The following is a 17,683-nucleotide window of genomic DNA, read 5'->3' as shown; positions in this document are numbered from 1 at the left end:
CACATAATTTAAATCACCTCTAAGGATTTTAATTCGACTTCTTTACCACTTAAAATATGTTGACTTAAACTACTACATAACGGACATTCATAAAATAAATCAGGGGGTGTAAAGGGGCGATCGCATTGGGCACAATAACAGGTCACAGGAACCGTTTCAATGATTAGTTGAGCCTGTTCGGCAAGGGTTCCGCCTGCCACCGCTTCAAAGGCAAAACTCAGGGCTTCAGGAACGACACCACTGATTGCACCAATTCGCATGGTTAAACCTACAATTTTTGTGGCATTTTGTCGCTCTGCTGCTGCATTGGCGATCGCCACGGTTTCTGTCATAATGGCTACTTCATGCATGGTGTGAGTCGTTCTTGCAAAAGATGAATCGCTGTTTCGATTGCTTTTTGGGTTATTTCAGAATAGTTTTCTCCCAGTTTAAAATCTTGAGCAGGGATTAAAACCAAGTAAGCATCGGGCGCATAATGATAAATTTCTTGAGCTAAATTCAGAAGGCTTTTGGGGTCAATAAAATGTCCAAAATTGTGTTCATTATCTCTCCGTTGAATAGGTTTAATCGTTACAGTCTCAATGGGAGCCGCATCGATAAAGTAAACCTGCTCCACTTGTACCAAATCTTCTACTAATTCAGGGGTGAGTTGATGGGTAGCGATCGCCGTTATATTTTCCTGATCAAAAAAAGCTTCCGCAACCTTTTGTCCTGCCCCATCATCAGAACGTAATGTATTGCCGTAACCAATCATTAAAGTTTGTTTCATTAACTATCACGACGAATTTCTTTGACAATGGAACCATCAGGGGAAATTAATTGTAAAATCATCGGCATTTGTCCGGCGGCATGGGTCGAACAACTTAAACAAGGATCATAATTTCTCACCCCAGCCTCCACTCGATTTAAAATGCCTTCTGCAACAGTTTCACCATGAATATAATGCTTGGCAATTTGGGTCACGGTGCGGTTAATAGCAAAGTTATTTTGTCCTGTCGCAATCACTAAATTTATCTTTTTGAGCAGTCCATTTTCATCCACTTGATAATGATGAAAAAGGGTTCCTCGTGGTGCCTCACTCACGCCAACGGCTTCGGTTTGATTAACCCCTGCCTCTGCTTGCAAACGGTTAGAAAAAAGATCTGGATCATCGATCATCCGCTCAATTCTTTCGAGGGAACCTAATATTTCAATGAGTCTCGCGTGGTGATAAACAAAGGAAGCTTGGACAATTCTGCCGTGTCGTTGCCGATATTCAATGAGTTCTTGATCGGCGGCTTCGGTGCCAAAATGTTCGCAAATATTTAACCGTGCTAAAGGCCCGACGCGATATACCCCTGTCTCCCCAAAAAGCTTATAGTAAGGGGATTTTAAGTAGGAATCTTCCTGTAATTTTTCCCCCAGAAATTCATGGTAATTGTTCGGATCAAGGCGATCGCCCACAATATTGCCGTGGCTATCGATCATCCGCAAAATGCCGCCATAATGTTCCCATGCGCCGGACTCGCCTATTAAACCCAGATAAAGACTCGGAAAATTACCGAAAACTGTCACTTCTTCCTGATGGGAGTCAAGAATTTTTTTAAATAAACTCAGGGCATTTTTAACGGTATTTTTTGCTTCCGGCAAACCCTCTTTAATATAAGTTTGTCCTTCTTTTGTTAACGGCGATCGCACGCCACCGGGGATTGACCAAGCGGGGTGAACTTTTTGGCTCCCAAGGATTTTAATAATGTCCTGTCCAAATTTTCTCAGACGAATTCCACCCCGTGCTAAATCAGGATCAGCGGCAATTAAACCAAATACATTTCTCGTCTTCGGATCACTGTCCCAACCAAAGATTAAATCAGGACTACTAAGGTGGAAAAAACTGAGGGCATGGGATTGAGTGATCTGGGCAAGATTAATCATTCGCCGTAATTTTCCTGCCCCAACAGGAATCTTTACAGCTAATAATTGATCGCCTGTTTTTGAGGATGCAATTAGATGACTGACGGGACAAATACCACAGATTCGGGACGTTAAGGCAGGCATTTCCCAGAAAGGACGACCTTCACAAAATTTCTCAAACCCCCGAAATTCCCCGACATGAAAACGTGCTTCATGCACTTCTCCTTGATCATCTAGATAAATGGAAATTTTGGCATGTCCTTCGATGCGAGTCATGGGATCAATAATGATTGTTTTAGACATTTTTTACTCCTAGATGATTTTTCAAACGAACGCTAAAAATGTGTTGATTAAAATAGTTTTTATTTTAACGAATTATGACTGTTAACCACTACACCAATTATCAACCATTAAATGATCGATGGCTTCTGGATTTTTTTCTAAATATTCTTCAAGGGCGGTTTTATCTACTTTTGTAGATTGTTGGTAGGCGGTTTTAGCTTGTAGTTCTTCCACCATTGCCCATGCTTGAATACAATCACTCGAATCATGTCCTTTTTCTTGACAGATTAATTTTGTCTTTTGAATTGCGGCTTGCATTTCTGCGGCAAATAATAGTTCTTTGGGACGTTCTAAAAAATCACTTTTGCTAATTAAATCTTCAACGGTAATTATCCCTAAAAGTTTGTCAGTCATGACGGGGGCACTGTGCAAATTCCATTGACTAAATAGGCGGGCAACATATTCAACCGCCAGATCAGGACTCACGAAAATACAAGGTTTGGTCATAATTTCATAGACCCGTATTGCCCTTGGATCACGACCATAGGCGATCACTTTACTGACGATATCGGTGGCGGTCAAAATGCCGTAGGCATCGTGAACATGGCGACGATCAACTATTAATACACGGGTTTTATTCACCCGCATACATTGGGTGGCACTGGCAATGGTCGCTAAACCTTTGATCGTCACCACATTGGGATTCATGATATCGGCGGCAGTCAGCATGGCAAATGTTTGGGACATAAAATCTAGCCGAATTTGATCATTTCTCGTCCTTCCATTTCCGGCAATTTTCCTTCTAATAAGGGGGCGATCGCCGCTTTAATTCGGTCGGCATCGGGGGGGCAACCGGGGAGAAATAAATCGATATCAACGACTTCATGGATGGGCAAAACTCTGGGTAATAAAGGCGGCAAAATTCCTCCGGTAATTTGTTGGGGTAATCGGTGTTCTTCGGTGAGTTCTTTATAGCCTCGTTCTAAAATGGTTTGGGCATCTCCCTTTTGATTGCGAATTCCTGTAACATTGGTCGTTACAGCACAGTCCCCAAAGGCAATTAATAGCTTTGTATTTTGGCGAACTTTTTCTAACAATTCCAAATTTTCTTGGTTAGCAACAGCCCCTTCAATGAGACAAACATCGACATTTTTAGGGTAATCTTTGACATCGGAACCGACGGGACTAAAGACCACATCCACATATTTTATCAACTCAATTAAAAATTCATCGAGGTCTAAAAAAGACATGTGGCAACCGGAACAACCCGCCAACCAAATTGTTGCAAATCGAATTTTTTGTTGGGTTTCTTGCGCCATTATCTTGTCCACTCTCCTTTGGTGCGTGCGGTAATTAAAAATTCAAGTTTTTGGCGATCGCCGAGTTTACTGCCTACGGTGGCTCCCTTGCGGAAAATCGATCCCGTTGGACAAGCATCCACACATTTGCCACAACTCGTACAGGCATCCACCGCCCCCCAAGGCTGATTTAAACCGGAGACAATTTTTGATTCACCGCCCCGATTGGATACATCCCAGACGTGTGCCCCCTCGATCTCATCACAGACCCGAACACAGCGGGTACAGAGGATGCAACGGTTATGGTCAATGCCAAATTGCTTGTGGGAAATATCCACTTCCCGCTTTGGATATTGGTACGGAAAGCGCGAATGATCCATCCCCACCTCTACCGCCATATCCTGTAACTCACAATTACCATTCGCCACACAGACCGCACAAACATGGTTCCCTTCCGCGAAGAGCAATTCCACCGTCATCCGACGATATTCTTCTAATTTTTCTGTGTGGGTCTGGACGACCATTCCCTCCATCACCTCCGTCACACAGGCGGGCTGGAGTTTATTACTCCCCTCAATTTCCACGAGACAGAGGCGACAAGCTCCCACATCGGACACCCCCTCCAGATGGCACAGGGTCGGAATGTGAATCCCTGCATCACGGGCGGCTTCAAGGATCGTTTCCCCAGCGCGGGCGCTGATTAGCTGATCATTTATCGTTAAAGTTTTAACTGCCATAGTTTTGCGATTTTGCTTAAGGTTCTCTCTGTAAGGACTGCATGGGAATTAAAAAAAAATTTAATCGGCGTTACTCCCCACGAGGGCATCATATTCCGCGCGGAAATAGCGCAGGGTACTCAAAATTGGATTGGGCGCACTCTGTCCTAACCCACATAAACTTGCTTCCTTGACCATGTGACAAAGTTGTTCGAGCAGTTCAATGTCCTTGGGTTCAGCCTGTCCCTTGAGCATTTTGCTTAACAGTCCCGACATCTGCACCGTTCCGGCACGGCAGGGGATACATTTACCGCAGGATTCGCACTGGCAAAATTCCATGTAAAACTTCGCCACATCAACCATGTTAGTGGCTTCGTCCATAACGATCATGCCGCCGGAACCCATCATTGTGCCGAGTTTGATCAAAGAATCATATTCGATGGGCGTATCAAGGTAGTCCGCCGGAATACAACCGCCAGAGGGCCCTCCGGTTTGGACAGATTTGACTGTGCCACTGTCGGGGATGCCACCGCCCATTTGCTCGACAATTTGCCGGACGGGGGTTCCCATCGGCACTTCGATCAAGCCATTATTTTTCACTTTTCCGGTGAGGGCAAAGACTTTTGTGCCTTTGCTTTTTTCGGTGCCGATGCTGCTAAACCAGTCTGCCCCTTCACGGATGATCGGGACGATGTTGGCGTAGGTTTCAACGTTGTTGATTAGGGTGGGATGTCCCCACAGTCCGGACTGGGCGGGGTAGGGGGGTCTGGGTCTGGGGGTTCCCCGTCCGCCTTCGATGGAGGCAATTAGGGCGGTTTCTTCGCCACAAACGAATGCCCCTGCGCCAATGCGGATGTCGATGGTGAAATTGAAGGGGGAATTAAAAATCTGGCTACCGAGTAAACCCTTACTTTTGGCTTGTTTGATTGCTTTTTCGAGGCGTTGGATCGCGAGGGGATATTCTGCCCGAATGTAAATATATCCGTGGTTTGCGCCCACGGCATAGCCGGCGATCGCCATCCCTTCGAGAACCCGGTGGGGGTCACTTTCGAGCACCGCCCGATCCATAAATGCCCCCGGATCCCCTTCGTCGGCGTTACAGACGACATATTTTTGATCCCCCGGCATTTTCGCGACGGTCGCCCATTTCAATCCCGTGGGATAGCCGCCGCCGCCACGCCCCCGTAGGCCGCTCTGGGTAATTTCTTCCACCACCGCCATCGGGGTCAGATCTTCGAGCACTTGGTGCAATGACCGATAGCCGCCCCGCGCAATGTACGCTTCAATCCGTTCGGGGTCAATTTTGCCGCTATTTTCCAGCACCACGGGTTTTTGTAACGTGAAAAATGGCGCTTGGCGATCGCAAATTTCCAGCTTATCCGAGGGCGTTTCCCCCAATGCTACATCGACGATCTCTGGGGCAACTTCTGGCATCACCTGCTGGAAACAAGTCTCATCGCTCACATCCACCAACGGCGCAAAGCCACAGAGTTTCATACAACCGACGGGAACCACCTCCAGGCGATCACCCAAATTTTTTTCCTTAATCTGTTTTTCCAGTTCCTCCTTCACCGCCAAACTGCCGGAGGACATACAACCCGCCGCCGTACAACAGCGAATCTGAATTTTTGTGTGGCTGTCCTGTTCCGCTTCCGCAATTTCAAACAATTCCGCTAAATCCGTCATCTTTCCCGCAAATCCTGACTACAAATCAAACACCGAAATTCTGATCCCTGATACCTGTCAACTTCCTTCAGACAACTGCCGCAACCTTGCCATCACCTGATCAGCGTTCTGTTTGCCGCACACCTCATCGTCATAAACTACCGCTGGCGCAATCCCACAGGCCCCAATACAGCGCGCCGTAACCAAAGAAATTTGATCATCAGGGGTTGTTTCCCCGGGTTTAATGTGGAGAGTTTCATCAATTTTATCGAGGAGTTCTTGGGAGCCTTTCACATAGCACGCCGTCCCCAAACACACGACACAAGTATGTTTTCCTTTCGGCTTTAAAGAAAATAAATGATAAAACGTCGCCACCCCATACACCCGGCTGAGGGGCAGTTTCAATCCCCGCGCCACGTATTCAAGTACCTCATCTTCGAGGTAACCAAAGACTTCCTGGGCCTTGTGCAGAATCTCAATCAGGGTATCTTGGCGATATTGATTCCGTTTCATGGCGACTTCCAGCACCCGAAAACGTTTATCCGCAGGAACCGCATGGGAAATGGCCATGGTAATCGTCTCAAATGACAGTAAAAATCAGGCGGCGATCGCCTTTGCTTTCATCTTAAAAAGGATTAATCCCAAGGATCAATTAAACGCCTTGAAACCTCAGAATTCTACAGAAAAATTTAAGCTTTTTCTCTAAAATGTTAAGTCTTACAAACGAACCTTGATTGTACAAAAATCAGCACCAGCTTTTTGCGAATTAATATAAATTTGATCGCGCTATAAAACAATTATTTTGTTGTTTAATTCCGGAAAAAATTGGCAGCTCATAATTTTAATCAATGTACAAAAAATACTTAACAAATTCGCGGTAATTGTTCACCACTCAGACGTTCTAAAATGCGTGTTACCCCCAGATCATTTTCTACAACCACGGGGGCGATCGCCAAATGTTGTTCCCCACAGTTTTGGGTCGTCACGAGACCAATTTGGCGGGCGTTGGCATTGTAATGCTGCAAAAGAGCCAAGCCTTCAGCCGCCCTCGCCTCTGGCAAAATCGCCACAAAGCGGCCCTCATTGGCAATGTGTACCGGGTCAAAGCCAAAAATTTCACAGGCCCCGCGCACCGCTTCGATTACAGGAATTTGATTGCCATGGACTTTAAACTGATATCCAGCGGCGATCGCCAACTCATTCAAGACCGCCCCTAGCCCACCCCGCGTGATATCCCGTAAACAATGAATCTCAATTCCTGCTTTTAACAAATCCTGTACCGGCTCCACCAAGGGGGCACAGTCACTTTCAATGGGACTTTCAAAGGCTAACCCCTCCCGCTGGGCCATAATCGCGATGCCATGGCGACCGAGATCTCCGCTGACTAAAATCGTATCCCCAGGGGCGATCGCCTTTGGTTGAATATTAAGCCTAGATTCAATAATGCCAATGCCTGATGTGTTGATAAACAGACCATCTCCCTTACCCCGCTCCACCACCTTCGTATCCCCCGTGACGATCTGTACGCCGACGACCTGGGCCGCCTGCTGCATCGAGACCACCACCTGCCAGAGGGTTTCTAAGGGCAAGCCTTCTTCTAAAATGAAGCCCACACTAAGGTACAGGGGCCGCGCTCCCGCCATCGCCAGATCATTCACCGTGCCGTAAATCGCTAATTTGCCAATGTCTCCCCCCGGAAAAAAGAGGGGCTGCACCACATAGGAATCCGTCGTAAACGCGAGTTTCTCCGTCGATACTGGTAAGGCCGCTGCATCATGGCTCGTGCAAGGCTCACCAAAGGCCGTGGCAAACATTTTGTCGATGAGGTCTTGCATCAGTTTGCCACCGCCGCCATGGGCTAACAGTACATGGGAAGTATTTTGTAAGGGAAGCGGGCAGGTTAAATCCATGGGGGCGTATTGCTTGTTATTTTTTCGTTTAAGGTAGCGCCTCCCCAAGGGAAAAAGAACCCCGCCATCACTTTGGGTAATGAAAGTTCAAATCCTGAAGTTTGCGAGTGAAATATCGCTGATCTAACAAGTTGTCTCAGCTACGGTTCGGGGCTTGGGAGATGGGGTAATCTGGACTGAGAATTTGAGCCTCAACGCAAGAAGGAGTCCCCATGAGTTACCGGATGTCGCGCCGTGCCTATGCAGAAACCTATGGCCCCACGGTGGGCGATCGCCTGCGTTTAGCAGATACGGAACTGTGGCTGGAAGTGGAACAGGATTTCACCACCTATGGGGACGAGGTGAAATTTGGTGGCGGGAAGGTGATCCGCGATGGCATGGGACAGTCCGCCGTTCCCCGTGCTGATGGGGCGGTAGATACGGTGATTACCAATGCGCTGATCGTCGACTGGTGGGGCATCGTCAAGGCCGATGTCGGTATCAAAGACGGCAAAATTTACAAAATCGGCAAAGCTGGCAACCCTGACATCCAAGACAATATCGACATTATTATTGGCCCCGGCACGGAGGCGATCGCCGGTGAAGGACATATTCTCACTGCTGGGGGCATCGATAGCCATGTGCATTTTATTTGCCCCCAGCAAATCGAGGTGGCGATCGCCTCTGGGATTACCACAATGATCGGCGGCGGCACTGGCCCCGCCACCGGTACCAACGCGACCACTTGCACCCCTGGGGAATGGCACATTTCTCGGATGCTCGAAGCCGCAGAAGGATTTCCAATAAATTTGGGATTTACAGGGAAGGGCAATAGCGCCAAACCAGAAGGACTGATTGAACAAGTCAGAGCTGGGGTGATCGGCCTCAAACTCCACGAAGACTGGGGTACAACCCCTGCCGCTATCGACAATTGCCTTTCTGTCGCCGATCAGTTTGATGTGCAAGTCGCAATTCACACCGACACCCTAAACGAAGCAGGTTTTGTGGAAGATACGATCGCCGCCTTTAAAAATCGTGTCATCCACACCTACCACACCGAGGGGGCTGGGGGCGGCCACGCACCGGACATTATCAAAGTTTGTGGTGAAGCGAATGTGCTGCCGTCTTCAACAAACCCGACCCGTCCCTACACCCTCAACACCCTAGAAGAACACCTGGATATGTTGATGGTTTGCCATCACCTCGATCGCAGTATCCTCGAAGATGTCGCCTTTGCCGAGTCGCGCATCCGTCGGGAAACCATTGCCGCCGAAGATATTTTGCATGACCTGGGAGCCTTTAGCATGATTTCCTCAGATTCCCAGGCCATGGGGCGCGTTGGGGAAACAATTATTCGCACCTGGCAGACGGCCCACAAGATGAAAGTTCAACGGGGCGCTCTGGCCCAGGACACTGGGGAGAACGATAATTTTCGCATTAAACGCTACGTTGCCAAATACACAATTAACCCAGCGATCACCCACGGCATTTCCAATTACGTCGGCTCCATTGAGGAAGGAAAATACGCCGATCTCTGTCTCTGGAAACCCGCTTTCTTTGGGGTCAAACCAGAACTGGTGATCAAAGGGGGGGCGATCGCCTATGCCCAGATGGGAGATCCCAATGCCAGCATCCCGACGCCGCAACCAATCCACATGCGACCAATGTTCGCCAATTTTGGGAAATCAATGCAATCTACCGCCTTCACCTTTGTTTCCCAAGCAGCCATGGAAGCGGATGTGGCGACGCGATTGGGTCTCCAGAGAACCGTTTTACCCGTTGCCAACTGCCGTAACCTGACGAAGCGCGATCTGAAGTTGAATGATTACTTGCCTAGAATGGAGGTAGATCCCGAAACCTACCATGTGCGGGCCGATGGGGAAATGCTCGTCTGTGAACCGGCCACTGTTTTACCTATGGCCCAACGTTACTTTTTATTTTAAAGACCATCTTGTTAAAAATAGAAAAAGACTCTTAATATTGGCTTCAAAGCAACGTTAACTGTCTATCGGCTCAATGAAATCGGAGATCGATAATGATTTCTACAGTCCCTCAACTTTTTACGGTAGAAGATTATCTCGAACAGGAAGCGAGATCAGCCTTAAGACATGAATTTATTCAAGGAAAAATTATTCCCATGGCAGGGGCTTCCGCAAATCACAATCGTTTGACTTTAAATCTAAGTCGCTTATTGCCGTTTGAAATCAGCGATCGCCAATACGAAATCTTCGTCAGTGATATGCGTCTTTGGTTACCAGATGTGGCTAGTTATCTTTATCCTGATGTGATGATGATTGAAGGCGCACCAGTTTTTCTAGACGAGAGCCAAATGGCGGTGACCAACCCCTCTATGATCGCTGAGGTACTTTCTAACTCCACCGAAGGATTTGATAAAAATCAAAAATTTGCCCTTTATCGCACGATTCCCCAGTTACAAGAGTATTTGTTAATCGATCAGACTTACCCACGGGTAGAGCTTTATCAAAAGGTAGGCGATCGCCAATGGTTATTAACTGAATTAATGGGGGAAAATGCTGTTATCAAATTCAAGTTTGCTGCGCTAGAAATTAAACTTTCAGAATTATATAAACGGGTTAACTTTGTTGAGAATTAATTGCCTAAATACTTTATTAACCCATAAGCTCAGTTCTCCCTAAAAGAATTTTTATTGCAAAGGTAACACTGACGGGATCAAACAAAGGACGATAGAACTATGAGCTATTGATCCCCTGGCAGATCTCTATGAAAAAAGTCTTTGTCCTGGATACGAATGTCCTGCTCCATGATCCCAAGGCGATGCTGTCCTTTGCGGATAACGAAGTGGTCTTGCCGATCACGATTATTGAAGAATTAGACCGTTTCAAGAAACAAGTCGATTCCATCGGTCGCAATGCCCGACAAGTTTCCCGTACCCTTGATGCCCTCAGCCATGGGGGATCTTTGGTGCAGGGAATCACCCTCGATCAGGGAGGCTTGCTGCGGGTCGCCCTCTGTAAACCAGAAATTCTCGAAACTTTGCCGACGGAATTGGCAGGGGATTCTGGCGATAATGAAATTTTGGCGGTGGCCCTAACGGAACAAAATAATTGTCAATGTCCGGTCGTCCTCGTCAGTAAGGACACGAACCTACGCATTAAAGCCGGAGTTTTAGGTCTGACCACCGAAGATTATGAAACGGGCAAGGTCAACCTCGATGAGTTTTATGGGGGGACGGCGGAAGTTTTTGTGGATGCAGAGGCGATCGCCAAATTTTACCAAGACGGAACCATTACCCTACCCGAAAGCTTTTTTCCCAATCAGGCGGTAACCCTCGTTGATCGCCTAAAGCCAACCCACACTGCCCTGGGGATTTGTCGCGGCGACGAGCATCAGGTGGTGCCCCTCCATAAAGCAACGAAAGCCCCGGTTTCCAATATCCAAGCGCGCAACCGTGAACAAAAATTTGCCCTGGAATTATTGCTACAGGATGAGATTCAACTGGTGACGTTGGTCGGGAAAGCGGGCACAGGTAAAACTCTCTTGGCCCTCGCTGCTGGGGTGGCGAAAGTGGCCGGGGAACGCCTTTATAATCAACTGCTCATTTCACGGCCCATTGTGCCCATGGGCAAAGATTTGGGCTATCTGCCGGGGGAAATAAAAGAGAAACTCACCCCCTGGATGCAGCCCCTTTACGACAATTTAGATCTGATTTTCAATACCCAAGACCTGAAAGATAAACCGCGCCACTGGCGGCACGGCTACGAGGAACTGATGGAATTAGGCTTGTTGCAAATCGAACCCTTGACCTACATCCGGGGCCGCACGATTCCCCGACAAATTTTGATCGTTGATGAGGCGCAAAATTTAACGCCCCACGAGGTAAAAACCATTTTGACCAGGGCGGGGGAAGGCACCAAGATTATCCTCACCGGGGATGTGGAGCAGATTGATAATCCCTATGTGGATGCGTCCAGTAATGGGCTGACCTATGTGGTGGAAAAATTTAAACAGGAGGCGATCGCCGGTCACATTACCCTCCTCAAAGGTGAACGATCGCCATTGGCAGAACGGGCCTCAATCCTGCTTTAGCGACGAACTCTAGGGCAGCCAACGGGGATAGACTCCCGCAAAGGGTAGCGCCTCCAACTGAGTTTGGTCAGGCGTTTCACCAGGAACAATAAGCCAAAGTTGCCCCCCGGCGATCGCCTCCCCGGATGCCGTCCGGAAAAAAGGCTCTTCCACGTCGGTAATGTCCGTCACCACCTGGCTAAACAGCAACCCCAGACCATCGGGGGCCATGCTGAGGGCAATATCTTGGTATTGGGTCAACTGGGCGAGGCGATAGACTGTCTGGGTTTCGAGATCAATCTGGGCAAAATAGGGTTGCTCCCGGTATTCGTCCCCAGGGATTAATTCTGTCAGTAAACAATAAAGCTGGGTTTCTGTGGGGTTAAAGTCGCAATCTAGCACCGAGCCGTCCGTATCCAGTAATTTTTGCTCCTGGTTGCGGCTATTGACCAAATAAAGCGATCGCCGATAGCGTAACTCCGGATTATCACTGTTGAAATCCACCAATACCGCCGTTGTTCCATCGGGCGAAAAGGTGACCACCTGACCAAAACGGGGCAAAAAGTCGAGGGGTTCTTCTTGGATATCTTCTAGGGAAAAAATACCAATCCCTTTCCCCTGGGGTAGAGCAATGGTTTTCCCATCCGGGGCGATCGCAAAATCTCCCCCCGACAAGCCCAACGGTTGCGGTTCTTCCCCAGGCATCACGAGCCACAGCCCAAAGTCCGCCGGATCATCCCGCTTGACCCGTTGCACGGCGATCGCCTCCCCATCCGCTGCGAGTTGAAATTGCAAATTTTGGTAGGTGCGATTATCTAAAACCAGTTCCAAATCCGCAGACGCATCATCTTCTCCAAGGCCTGTGCTTACCCGATAAAGTTGACTATCCTGAATCCCTTCTGCTGGGCGCGTCCGATCCACCGCACTAAACAAAATTGCTTTCCCTTCCGGATACACCTGAAAGTCCAGCACCACCAAATTCGGCGGCGTTAAAATGCGTTTCTCGTCCTTTGTCCAGTTGTATAAAATTAACCGTCCCTTTTCCTGCTGTGTCTCATCGGTGCCCACATAGGCCAGGGCGCGATCGCGGGTGCGAAAACTACTGGAAAATGGCTGCATCGTCTTGCCTAGATTTCCCGAAGCCGCAAATTTTTCCCGCGCCCCCCGTAAGGTTAATTGATAATCCTGGCCATAGGGAGCCGGTGCCAACAGCGTATAGGCCAAGCGTTTACCCGCCCAACTGGTCTTGCCAGGGAGCGGTGGATCAATAACTAAATTGTCCTCGACCCCCACCGCATCCATCGGTCGGTCGAAGGTCAAAATAAAGGCCGTATCATCACCACCAATGCGTTGTTCCTGCCAAGAAAATTCCCGCACCCTCGGCCCGGTATTAATCGGACAATCCACGCCACACAGTTGCTCACCGCCGACACCGATGCCGATCATCAGGCTAAAGATCACAATCAACAGGAGGGCAAGACGATCAATGCGGGTCATGGTTTTCAAAACGGTCATAGGATCTACGGGGGCTAATTGCTCCCATTAAAAAAGGAAAGTGCAGCAAAAAAATCGTTAAGGAATCCACTGGGGTTGATAGCCCGGCAGCAGAGATTCCGGTGGAACAGGCTGAATTTCTGTATCTGTCTCCAACTCCGGGAGCGCCAATAGCCAGAGTCGGCCCCCTTCCACCGCCAGGCCCGTGGAAGTAAACAGATCGCTGGTGGGCGTTGGTGGAGTCGTGACCACCTGATCGAAGAGGAGGGCAACCCCATCGGCAGCAATGCTCAGGCCCACATCCCGGTAATTCGGTAAAGCGAGGAGGGCGGTTTCTTCCCCTGTTTTGAGATTCAAGGCACTGAGAAAAGGTTCCTCAACCACTTGGCCTGAGGTTTCATTTCGATCCAGCTTGAGGCAATACAAAAGTTCCGCCGCGCGGGGTTCAAAGCGACAATCAATAATCGGCGTGAGGGTGCGTAAAATTTCTGTGGCTTCTCCCTGGGCGTCGATGCGGTGGAGAGAGTAAACGCCATTGGCCTGCTGGAGGGCGATTTGTTGGGTTTGGTCGGGGGAAAAGGCGAGGAGCTTCGTAAATTCTTCCTTGGCTTGGATGGCACCACCGTTGCGGTTCAGGGGCACGAGGGAGAGTTTATTTTGTTGGGAAATGGCAACAACTTCGGCATTGGGGGCGAGGAGGAAGTCATCGGCGGGAATCCCTAGGGCGCGGGGCTCGGCTTGGCCTTCGATGACCCACAAACTGCGATCGCGGGGATTCTCTCGATTTGTGCGCTGAATAATGATCCGTTCTCCATTGTCCGCAAGTTGAAAGGCCCCATTGCGATAGTCTTTGGCTGTTAAGACAGACTGAATGCGCCCGGCAGGTGGGGGGCTGTCGGTAGAGCCTTGGAAATTTAAGCCTGTGCTCACGGTATAGAGTTGTTGGTCGCCAATCTCAGCCTGGGCCGATCCCCGGGGAATGGCAGAAAATAATAGGCGATCGCCTTCAGGATACACATCCAAATTGAGAACGATGAGGTCGGCTGGGGTGAGGACACTTTTTTCCTGGCGAGTCAGGTTATACAAAATCAAGCGGCCCCGGTCAGTGCCGTCGGTGCCAATGTAAGCAAAGGCCCGGTCTCGACTTTTTACCCGACTCAAGAAAGGCACGATATTGGGCTTCTCTGCCGCTTCTGGGGTAGGAGCAGCTAGTTTGAATTGATAATCCTGGCCGTAGATGGGGCGTTCATCAAGGCTATAGAAAAATGTTTTGCCGACCCAACTCCAACGGCCTGCCAGGGGTGGTTCAATGGTGAAATTTTCCGTGACGATGGCTGGATCGAGGGCCTGGTTAAAGGACAGTTGAAATTTTTGGTCTGCTACCCCAATTTGTTGCCCCTCCCAACTGAAAGCCTGCACTTGGGTGAGGGTGCGATCGCCAAATCCCCACAGCAGTGCCACCGCTAACGTAAGGCTAAAAAGGGCAGCGAGGACGACTTGATCGAAGCGTTTGAGGCGAAAAATATCCAAAACTGAAGAAGCCACGAAATTTTGCCACCTTGCATTTTAGCTCACCGTTCCCCATTCCCCGGTGCTAGTCTCCCACCCAGGTGTCCTGGCGCAGGGAAGCTTCAATAAAAGCATCGAGGTCGCCATCCATGACCCCATCCACATCGGTCGTTTCGTGGTTGGTGCGCAGATCCTTGACCATTTGATAAGGGTGAAAAACATAGTTCCGGATCTGATTTCCCCAGGCGGCCTCCACCATATCTCCCCGAATTTCAGCGATTTCCTGGGCCCGTTGTTCCTGGGCAATGATTAATAATTTTGCCTTGAGGATCGCCAGGGCTTTTTCTTTGTTTTGTAACTGCGATCGCTCTTGGGTACAGCGCACAGCCACCCCCGTAGGTAAATGGACAATCCGTACCGCCGTTTCGACTTTATTGACGTTTTGTCCCCCCTTACCGCCTGCACGGGAGGTGGTGATCTCTAAATCTTTTTCGGGAATATCGACTTTAACGGCATTGTCTCCCAAAATGGGCATCACTTCCACCCCAGCAAAACTGGTTTGGCGTTTGCCATTGGCATTAAAGGGCGAGATTCGCACCAAACGATGGGTGCCTTTTTCATGCTTGAGATAACCAAAGGCGTAACGCCCGGTCACTTCGAGGGTGGCCGATTTTAAGCCCGCTTCGTCCCCTTCGGAAATTTCTGCCAGCCGTACCTTATAGCCTTGTTTTTCACTCCAGCGGGTGTACATTCGCAACAGCATCTCCGCCCAGTCCTGGGCATCGGTGCCCCCAGCCCCGGCATTAATCGTCAGCACCGCACCGAGGTTGTCATATTCCCCGGAGAGCATCTGTTGCAGTTCCCAGCGGTTTAGTTCCTTCTGGAGATCATCAAGGTTTTCCATCGCTTCCGTGAGGAGAGCCGGGTCTTCTGCTTCGGTCAATAATTCGGCGATCGCCGCCGCATCTTCAAACTGACCCTGCCACTGTTGATACTGAGCCACGGTGCCCTTTAGCTCCGTTAGCTCCTGGAGAATGTCCTGGGCCCCTTGTTGATCCTCCCAAAATTCTGGCTGGGCCGCCTGTTGTTCGAGGTCAAAAATCTTCGCATCTAAGGTTTTTAGGTCAAAGATAGTCCTGGGTTTTCCCCAGGTGCGCTTGGACAGTTTCGAGGAAACGCTTTAAATCGGTTAATTCCACCATAGATCTTTGGAAGTTGTGGCAAATACGCAAAAAGTACAGAGACAGCCGGCAATATCGGCAGATAATTATAACGAAATCCCTTGCTGGAAAAAAATGATCATCTCAAATTTCCGGCGCGATTCGCTAAAATAAAACCACCCACGCAATGGAAAAGTTGTCAAGAATACCCCGAAATGATAGAGTCTGCTGAATAATTGCCACTAGGCTACGGTGCACAGTCGAGATCAATTCTCTCAACATTTTGCTTTTGCTATTGTACGGAACTTTCCGGTGCTGTTTCCCCTGAACCTTCACATGTCCCCGTTACCTTTAAGCTGATTTTTCCTGTTTCCACTAACGCATCGCCATTAATTTAGACAATATGAGCATTGATTCTATCCGCCTACGCAACGAATTCATTAACACCCAGGTGATTACCCGCAACCGAGGGACGCGCCTAGGGGTTGTCAAGGATGTATTAGTGGACATTGACCGTCGCGAAGTCGTTTCCCTAGGGCTACGGGATAGTATTTTCTCGGTCTCTGGAATGCCCAAATATATGTATCTAGAGGCGATCACCAAAACCGGAGATGTCATTCTCGTTGAAGATGAGGATGTACTGGCTGATGTGGATGTCGAAGCTTACAGTCCTCTGATCAACAGTGAAGTGATTACGGAAGCGGGTGAACCCCTAGGCCGGGTGCGTGATTTTCAGTTTGACCTCGAGAGCGGCACCGTCTCTTCGATCATTATCGCTTCCATTGGCTTACCCCAAATTCCAGAACAGGTGATCAGCACCTACGAACTCCCCATTGAAGAAGTCGTGAGCAGCGGCCCTAACCGACTCATTGTTTTTGAAGGGGCCGAGGAGCGCCTCAGTCAAATTAGTGTGGGTTTCCTCGAACGCCTAGGCATTGGTCGCCCTCCCTGGGAACGAGAACAAGAAGATATCTACTACGCGCCCACTGCCCGCCCGGAAAATCAATTGGGTACTGGGGTGCCCCTCCAGCAGCCGATTTCCCGTCCTGTGGAAACGCGCCAACCGATTAACACCTGGGAAGATGAGTGGGAAGAAGAGGCGATCGCCCCACCCCCACCCCAACGCCAGCAGGCCCGCGCCATGAGCTATGACGACTACGACGAAAGTAGCAACTGGGGCGACGACACAGCCTATGAGTACGAAGAACCAGCCCCTAGCTATCCCCAAGACGTCGCCGGTGACGTTTGGGACGACGACACCCTTGACGAAACTCCCTACCAACCTCCGGCGGTTAACATTCCGGAGAAAAAGAAAGAATACGAATACGAAGAGGAATCTGGCTACTAACCACCAAACATGATTGTCCCTTGACTGCAAAGGCCGTAGCTTCAAGCCTACGGCTACTTTTTTGTCTGTTTGGCTCTCCTGCTTCACGGTTATCTAGGTCGAAATATAATTTTTGCTTATGAATTTCAAAACTTAAATCAAACAATCATGGCCCTAGAGTTGTGGCGGATCAACGTAACAGTTTGTTAAGCTGATACCAGCAAGCAATTTTATTTTCTTCACATAGGTACCCATCATGGACGACAAGAAATTTGGTTTCACCGCTTCTGCTGAAAACCTCAACGGCCGCATGGCAATGATCGGTTTCATCGCAGCGATCATTCTCGAAGTAGCAACAGGTCAAGGGGTACTCCACTTCTTCGGTCTCCTCTAAGTCTTTGCACTA

At 49.1% G+C, this 17,683-nt stretch carries 17 protein-coding genes; 5 read left to right on the top strand and 12 right to left on the bottom strand.

All coding sequences use genetic code 11. From position 1 onward, the window contains the following. Nucleotides 1-8: 8 nt before the first annotated feature. The 9 genes from hypA to hypE form a co-directional block, all read right to left on the bottom strand. On the bottom strand, nucleotides 9-350 hold the full coding sequence (gene hypA / locus AACQ84_RS01015) for a hydrogenase maturation nickel metallochaperone HypA (protein WP_012305839.1): 342 nt from the start codon (nucleotides 348-350) through the stop codon (nucleotides 9-11). Beyond that, nucleotides 338-769, bottom strand: coding sequence for a hydrogenase maturation protease (locus AACQ84_RS01010; protein WP_012305838.1), 432 nt, complete (start codon nucleotides 767-769; stop codon nucleotides 338-340). The genes hypA and AACQ84_RS01010 overlap by 13 nt, the downstream gene beginning before the upstream one ends. Continuing rightward, complete coding sequence (locus AACQ84_RS01005; protein WP_012305837.1) at nucleotides 769-2,193, bottom strand: Ni/Fe hydrogenase subunit alpha; 1,425 nt, start codon at nucleotides 2,191-2,193, stop codon at nucleotides 769-771. The genes AACQ84_RS01010 and AACQ84_RS01005 overlap by 1 nt, the downstream gene beginning before the upstream one ends. 81 nt (nucleotides 2,194-2,274) lie before the next feature. Next, entirely contained in the window at nucleotides 2,275-2,901 is a 627-nt protein-coding gene (locus AACQ84_RS01000) for a CBS domain-containing protein (protein WP_012305836.1), read from the bottom strand. Between the two features lie 23 nt (nucleotides 2,902-2,924). Next, the gene (locus AACQ84_RS00995) at nucleotides 2,925-3,491 is read right to left on the bottom strand and encodes an oxidoreductase (RefSeq protein ID WP_012305835.1); all 567 of its coding nucleotides are present in this window, start codon (nucleotides 3,489-3,491) and stop codon (nucleotides 2,925-2,927) included. Then, a complete protein-coding gene (gene hoxU / locus AACQ84_RS00990) occupies nucleotides 3,491-4,207 on the bottom strand; it encodes a bidirectional hydrogenase complex protein HoxU (protein ID WP_012305834.1) in 717 nt (238 codons plus the stop codon). Before hoxU ends, AACQ84_RS00995 begins: the two co-directional genes overlap by 1 nt. A gap of 60 nt (nucleotides 4,208-4,267) precedes the next feature. Continuing rightward, nucleotides 4,268-5,872, bottom strand: a complete 1,605-nt coding sequence (gene nuoF / locus AACQ84_RS00985) for an NADH-quinone oxidoreductase subunit NuoF (protein WP_012305833.1) — start codon at nucleotides 5,870-5,872, stop codon at nucleotides 4,268-4,270. A gap of 57 nt (nucleotides 5,873-5,929) precedes the next feature. Then, nucleotides 5,930-6,421, bottom strand: coding sequence for a bidirectional hydrogenase complex protein HoxE (hoxE, locus tag AACQ84_RS00980; protein ID WP_012305832.1), 492 nt, complete (start codon nucleotides 6,419-6,421; stop codon nucleotides 5,930-5,932). Nucleotides 6,422-6,714: 293 nt separating this feature from the next. After that, nucleotides 6,715-7,761, bottom strand: a complete 1,047-nt coding sequence (gene hypE, locus AACQ84_RS00975) for a hydrogenase expression/formation protein HypE (RefSeq protein WP_012305831.1) — start codon at nucleotides 7,759-7,761, stop codon at nucleotides 6,715-6,717. A gap of 212 nt (nucleotides 7,762-7,973) precedes the next feature. Here hypE and ureC point away from each other — a divergent pair, with 212 nt between their 5' ends. From ureC to AACQ84_RS00960, 3 genes are all read left to right on the top strand, one after another. Further along, a complete protein-coding gene (gene ureC / locus AACQ84_RS00970; protein WP_012305830.1) occupies nucleotides 7,974-9,683 on the top strand; it encodes an urease subunit alpha in 1,710 nt (569 codons plus the stop codon). A gap of 92 nt (nucleotides 9,684-9,775) precedes the next feature. After that, nucleotides 9,776-10,354 carry a Uma2 family endonuclease gene (locus AACQ84_RS00965; protein WP_012305829.1) on the top strand — a complete coding sequence of 193 codons (579 nt, stop codon included), beginning with the start codon at nucleotides 9,776-9,778 and terminating at the stop codon, nucleotides 10,352-10,354. Nucleotides 10,355-10,482: 128 nt separating this feature from the next. Then, complete coding sequence (locus tag AACQ84_RS00960; RefSeq protein ID WP_012305828.1) at nucleotides 10,483-11,808, top strand: PhoH family protein; 1,326 nt, start codon at nucleotides 10,483-10,485, stop codon at nucleotides 11,806-11,808. Between the two features lie 9 nt (nucleotides 11,809-11,817). On the opposite strand, the gene AACQ84_RS00955 is transcribed toward AACQ84_RS00960, so the two are convergent. The 3 genes from AACQ84_RS00955 to prfB all read right to left on the bottom strand — a co-directional run bounded on the left by AACQ84_RS00955 (nucleotide 11,818) and on the right by prfB (nucleotide 15,989). Further along, nucleotides 11,818-13,302: an Ig-like domain-containing protein gene (locus AACQ84_RS00955; RefSeq protein WP_041443308.1), complete on the bottom strand. Its 1,485-nt coding sequence runs from the start codon at nucleotides 13,300-13,302 to the stop codon at nucleotides 11,818-11,820. Between the two features lie 57 nt (nucleotides 13,303-13,359). Further along, nucleotides 13,360-14,826 carry a hypothetical protein gene (locus AACQ84_RS00950; RefSeq protein ID WP_012305826.1) on the bottom strand — a complete coding sequence of 489 codons (1,467 nt, stop codon included), beginning with the start codon at nucleotides 14,824-14,826 and terminating at the stop codon, nucleotides 13,360-13,362. Between the two features lie 49 nt (nucleotides 14,827-14,875). Next, nucleotides 14,876-15,989 (bottom strand): peptide chain release factor 2 gene (gene prfB / locus AACQ84_RS00945; RefSeq protein WP_143589440.1). Its coding sequence is split into 2 segments (ribosomal slippage): nucleotides 14,876-15,916 and nucleotides 15,918-15,989, totalling 1,113 coding nucleotides; the frame shifts between segments, so codons are not numbered across the junction. A gap of 364 nt (nucleotides 15,990-16,353) precedes the next feature. On the opposite strand from prfB, the gene AACQ84_RS00940 reads away from it, so the two are divergent. Together AACQ84_RS00940 and AACQ84_RS00935 are read left to right on the top strand one after the other, a co-directional pair. After that, entirely contained in the window at nucleotides 16,354-17,298 is a 945-nt protein-coding gene (locus tag AACQ84_RS00940) for a PRC-barrel domain-containing protein (RefSeq protein WP_012305824.1), read from the top strand. A gap of 235 nt (nucleotides 17,299-17,533) precedes the next feature. Next, complete coding sequence (locus tag AACQ84_RS00935; protein WP_012305823.1) at nucleotides 17,534-17,671, top strand: chlorophyll a/b-binding protein; 138 nt, start codon at nucleotides 17,534-17,536, stop codon at nucleotides 17,669-17,671. The last annotated feature ends 12 nt before the right edge of the window (nucleotides 17,672-17,683 follow it).

It is taken from the genome of Picosynechococcus sp. PCC 7002 (assembly GCF_963860125.1).
Lineage (GTDB): Bacteria > Cyanobacteriota > Cyanobacteriia > Cyanobacteriales > MRBY01 > MRBY01.
Note: the sequence above shows the minus strand (reverse complement) of the source record. Positions and strands in the feature narration are given on the sequence as shown.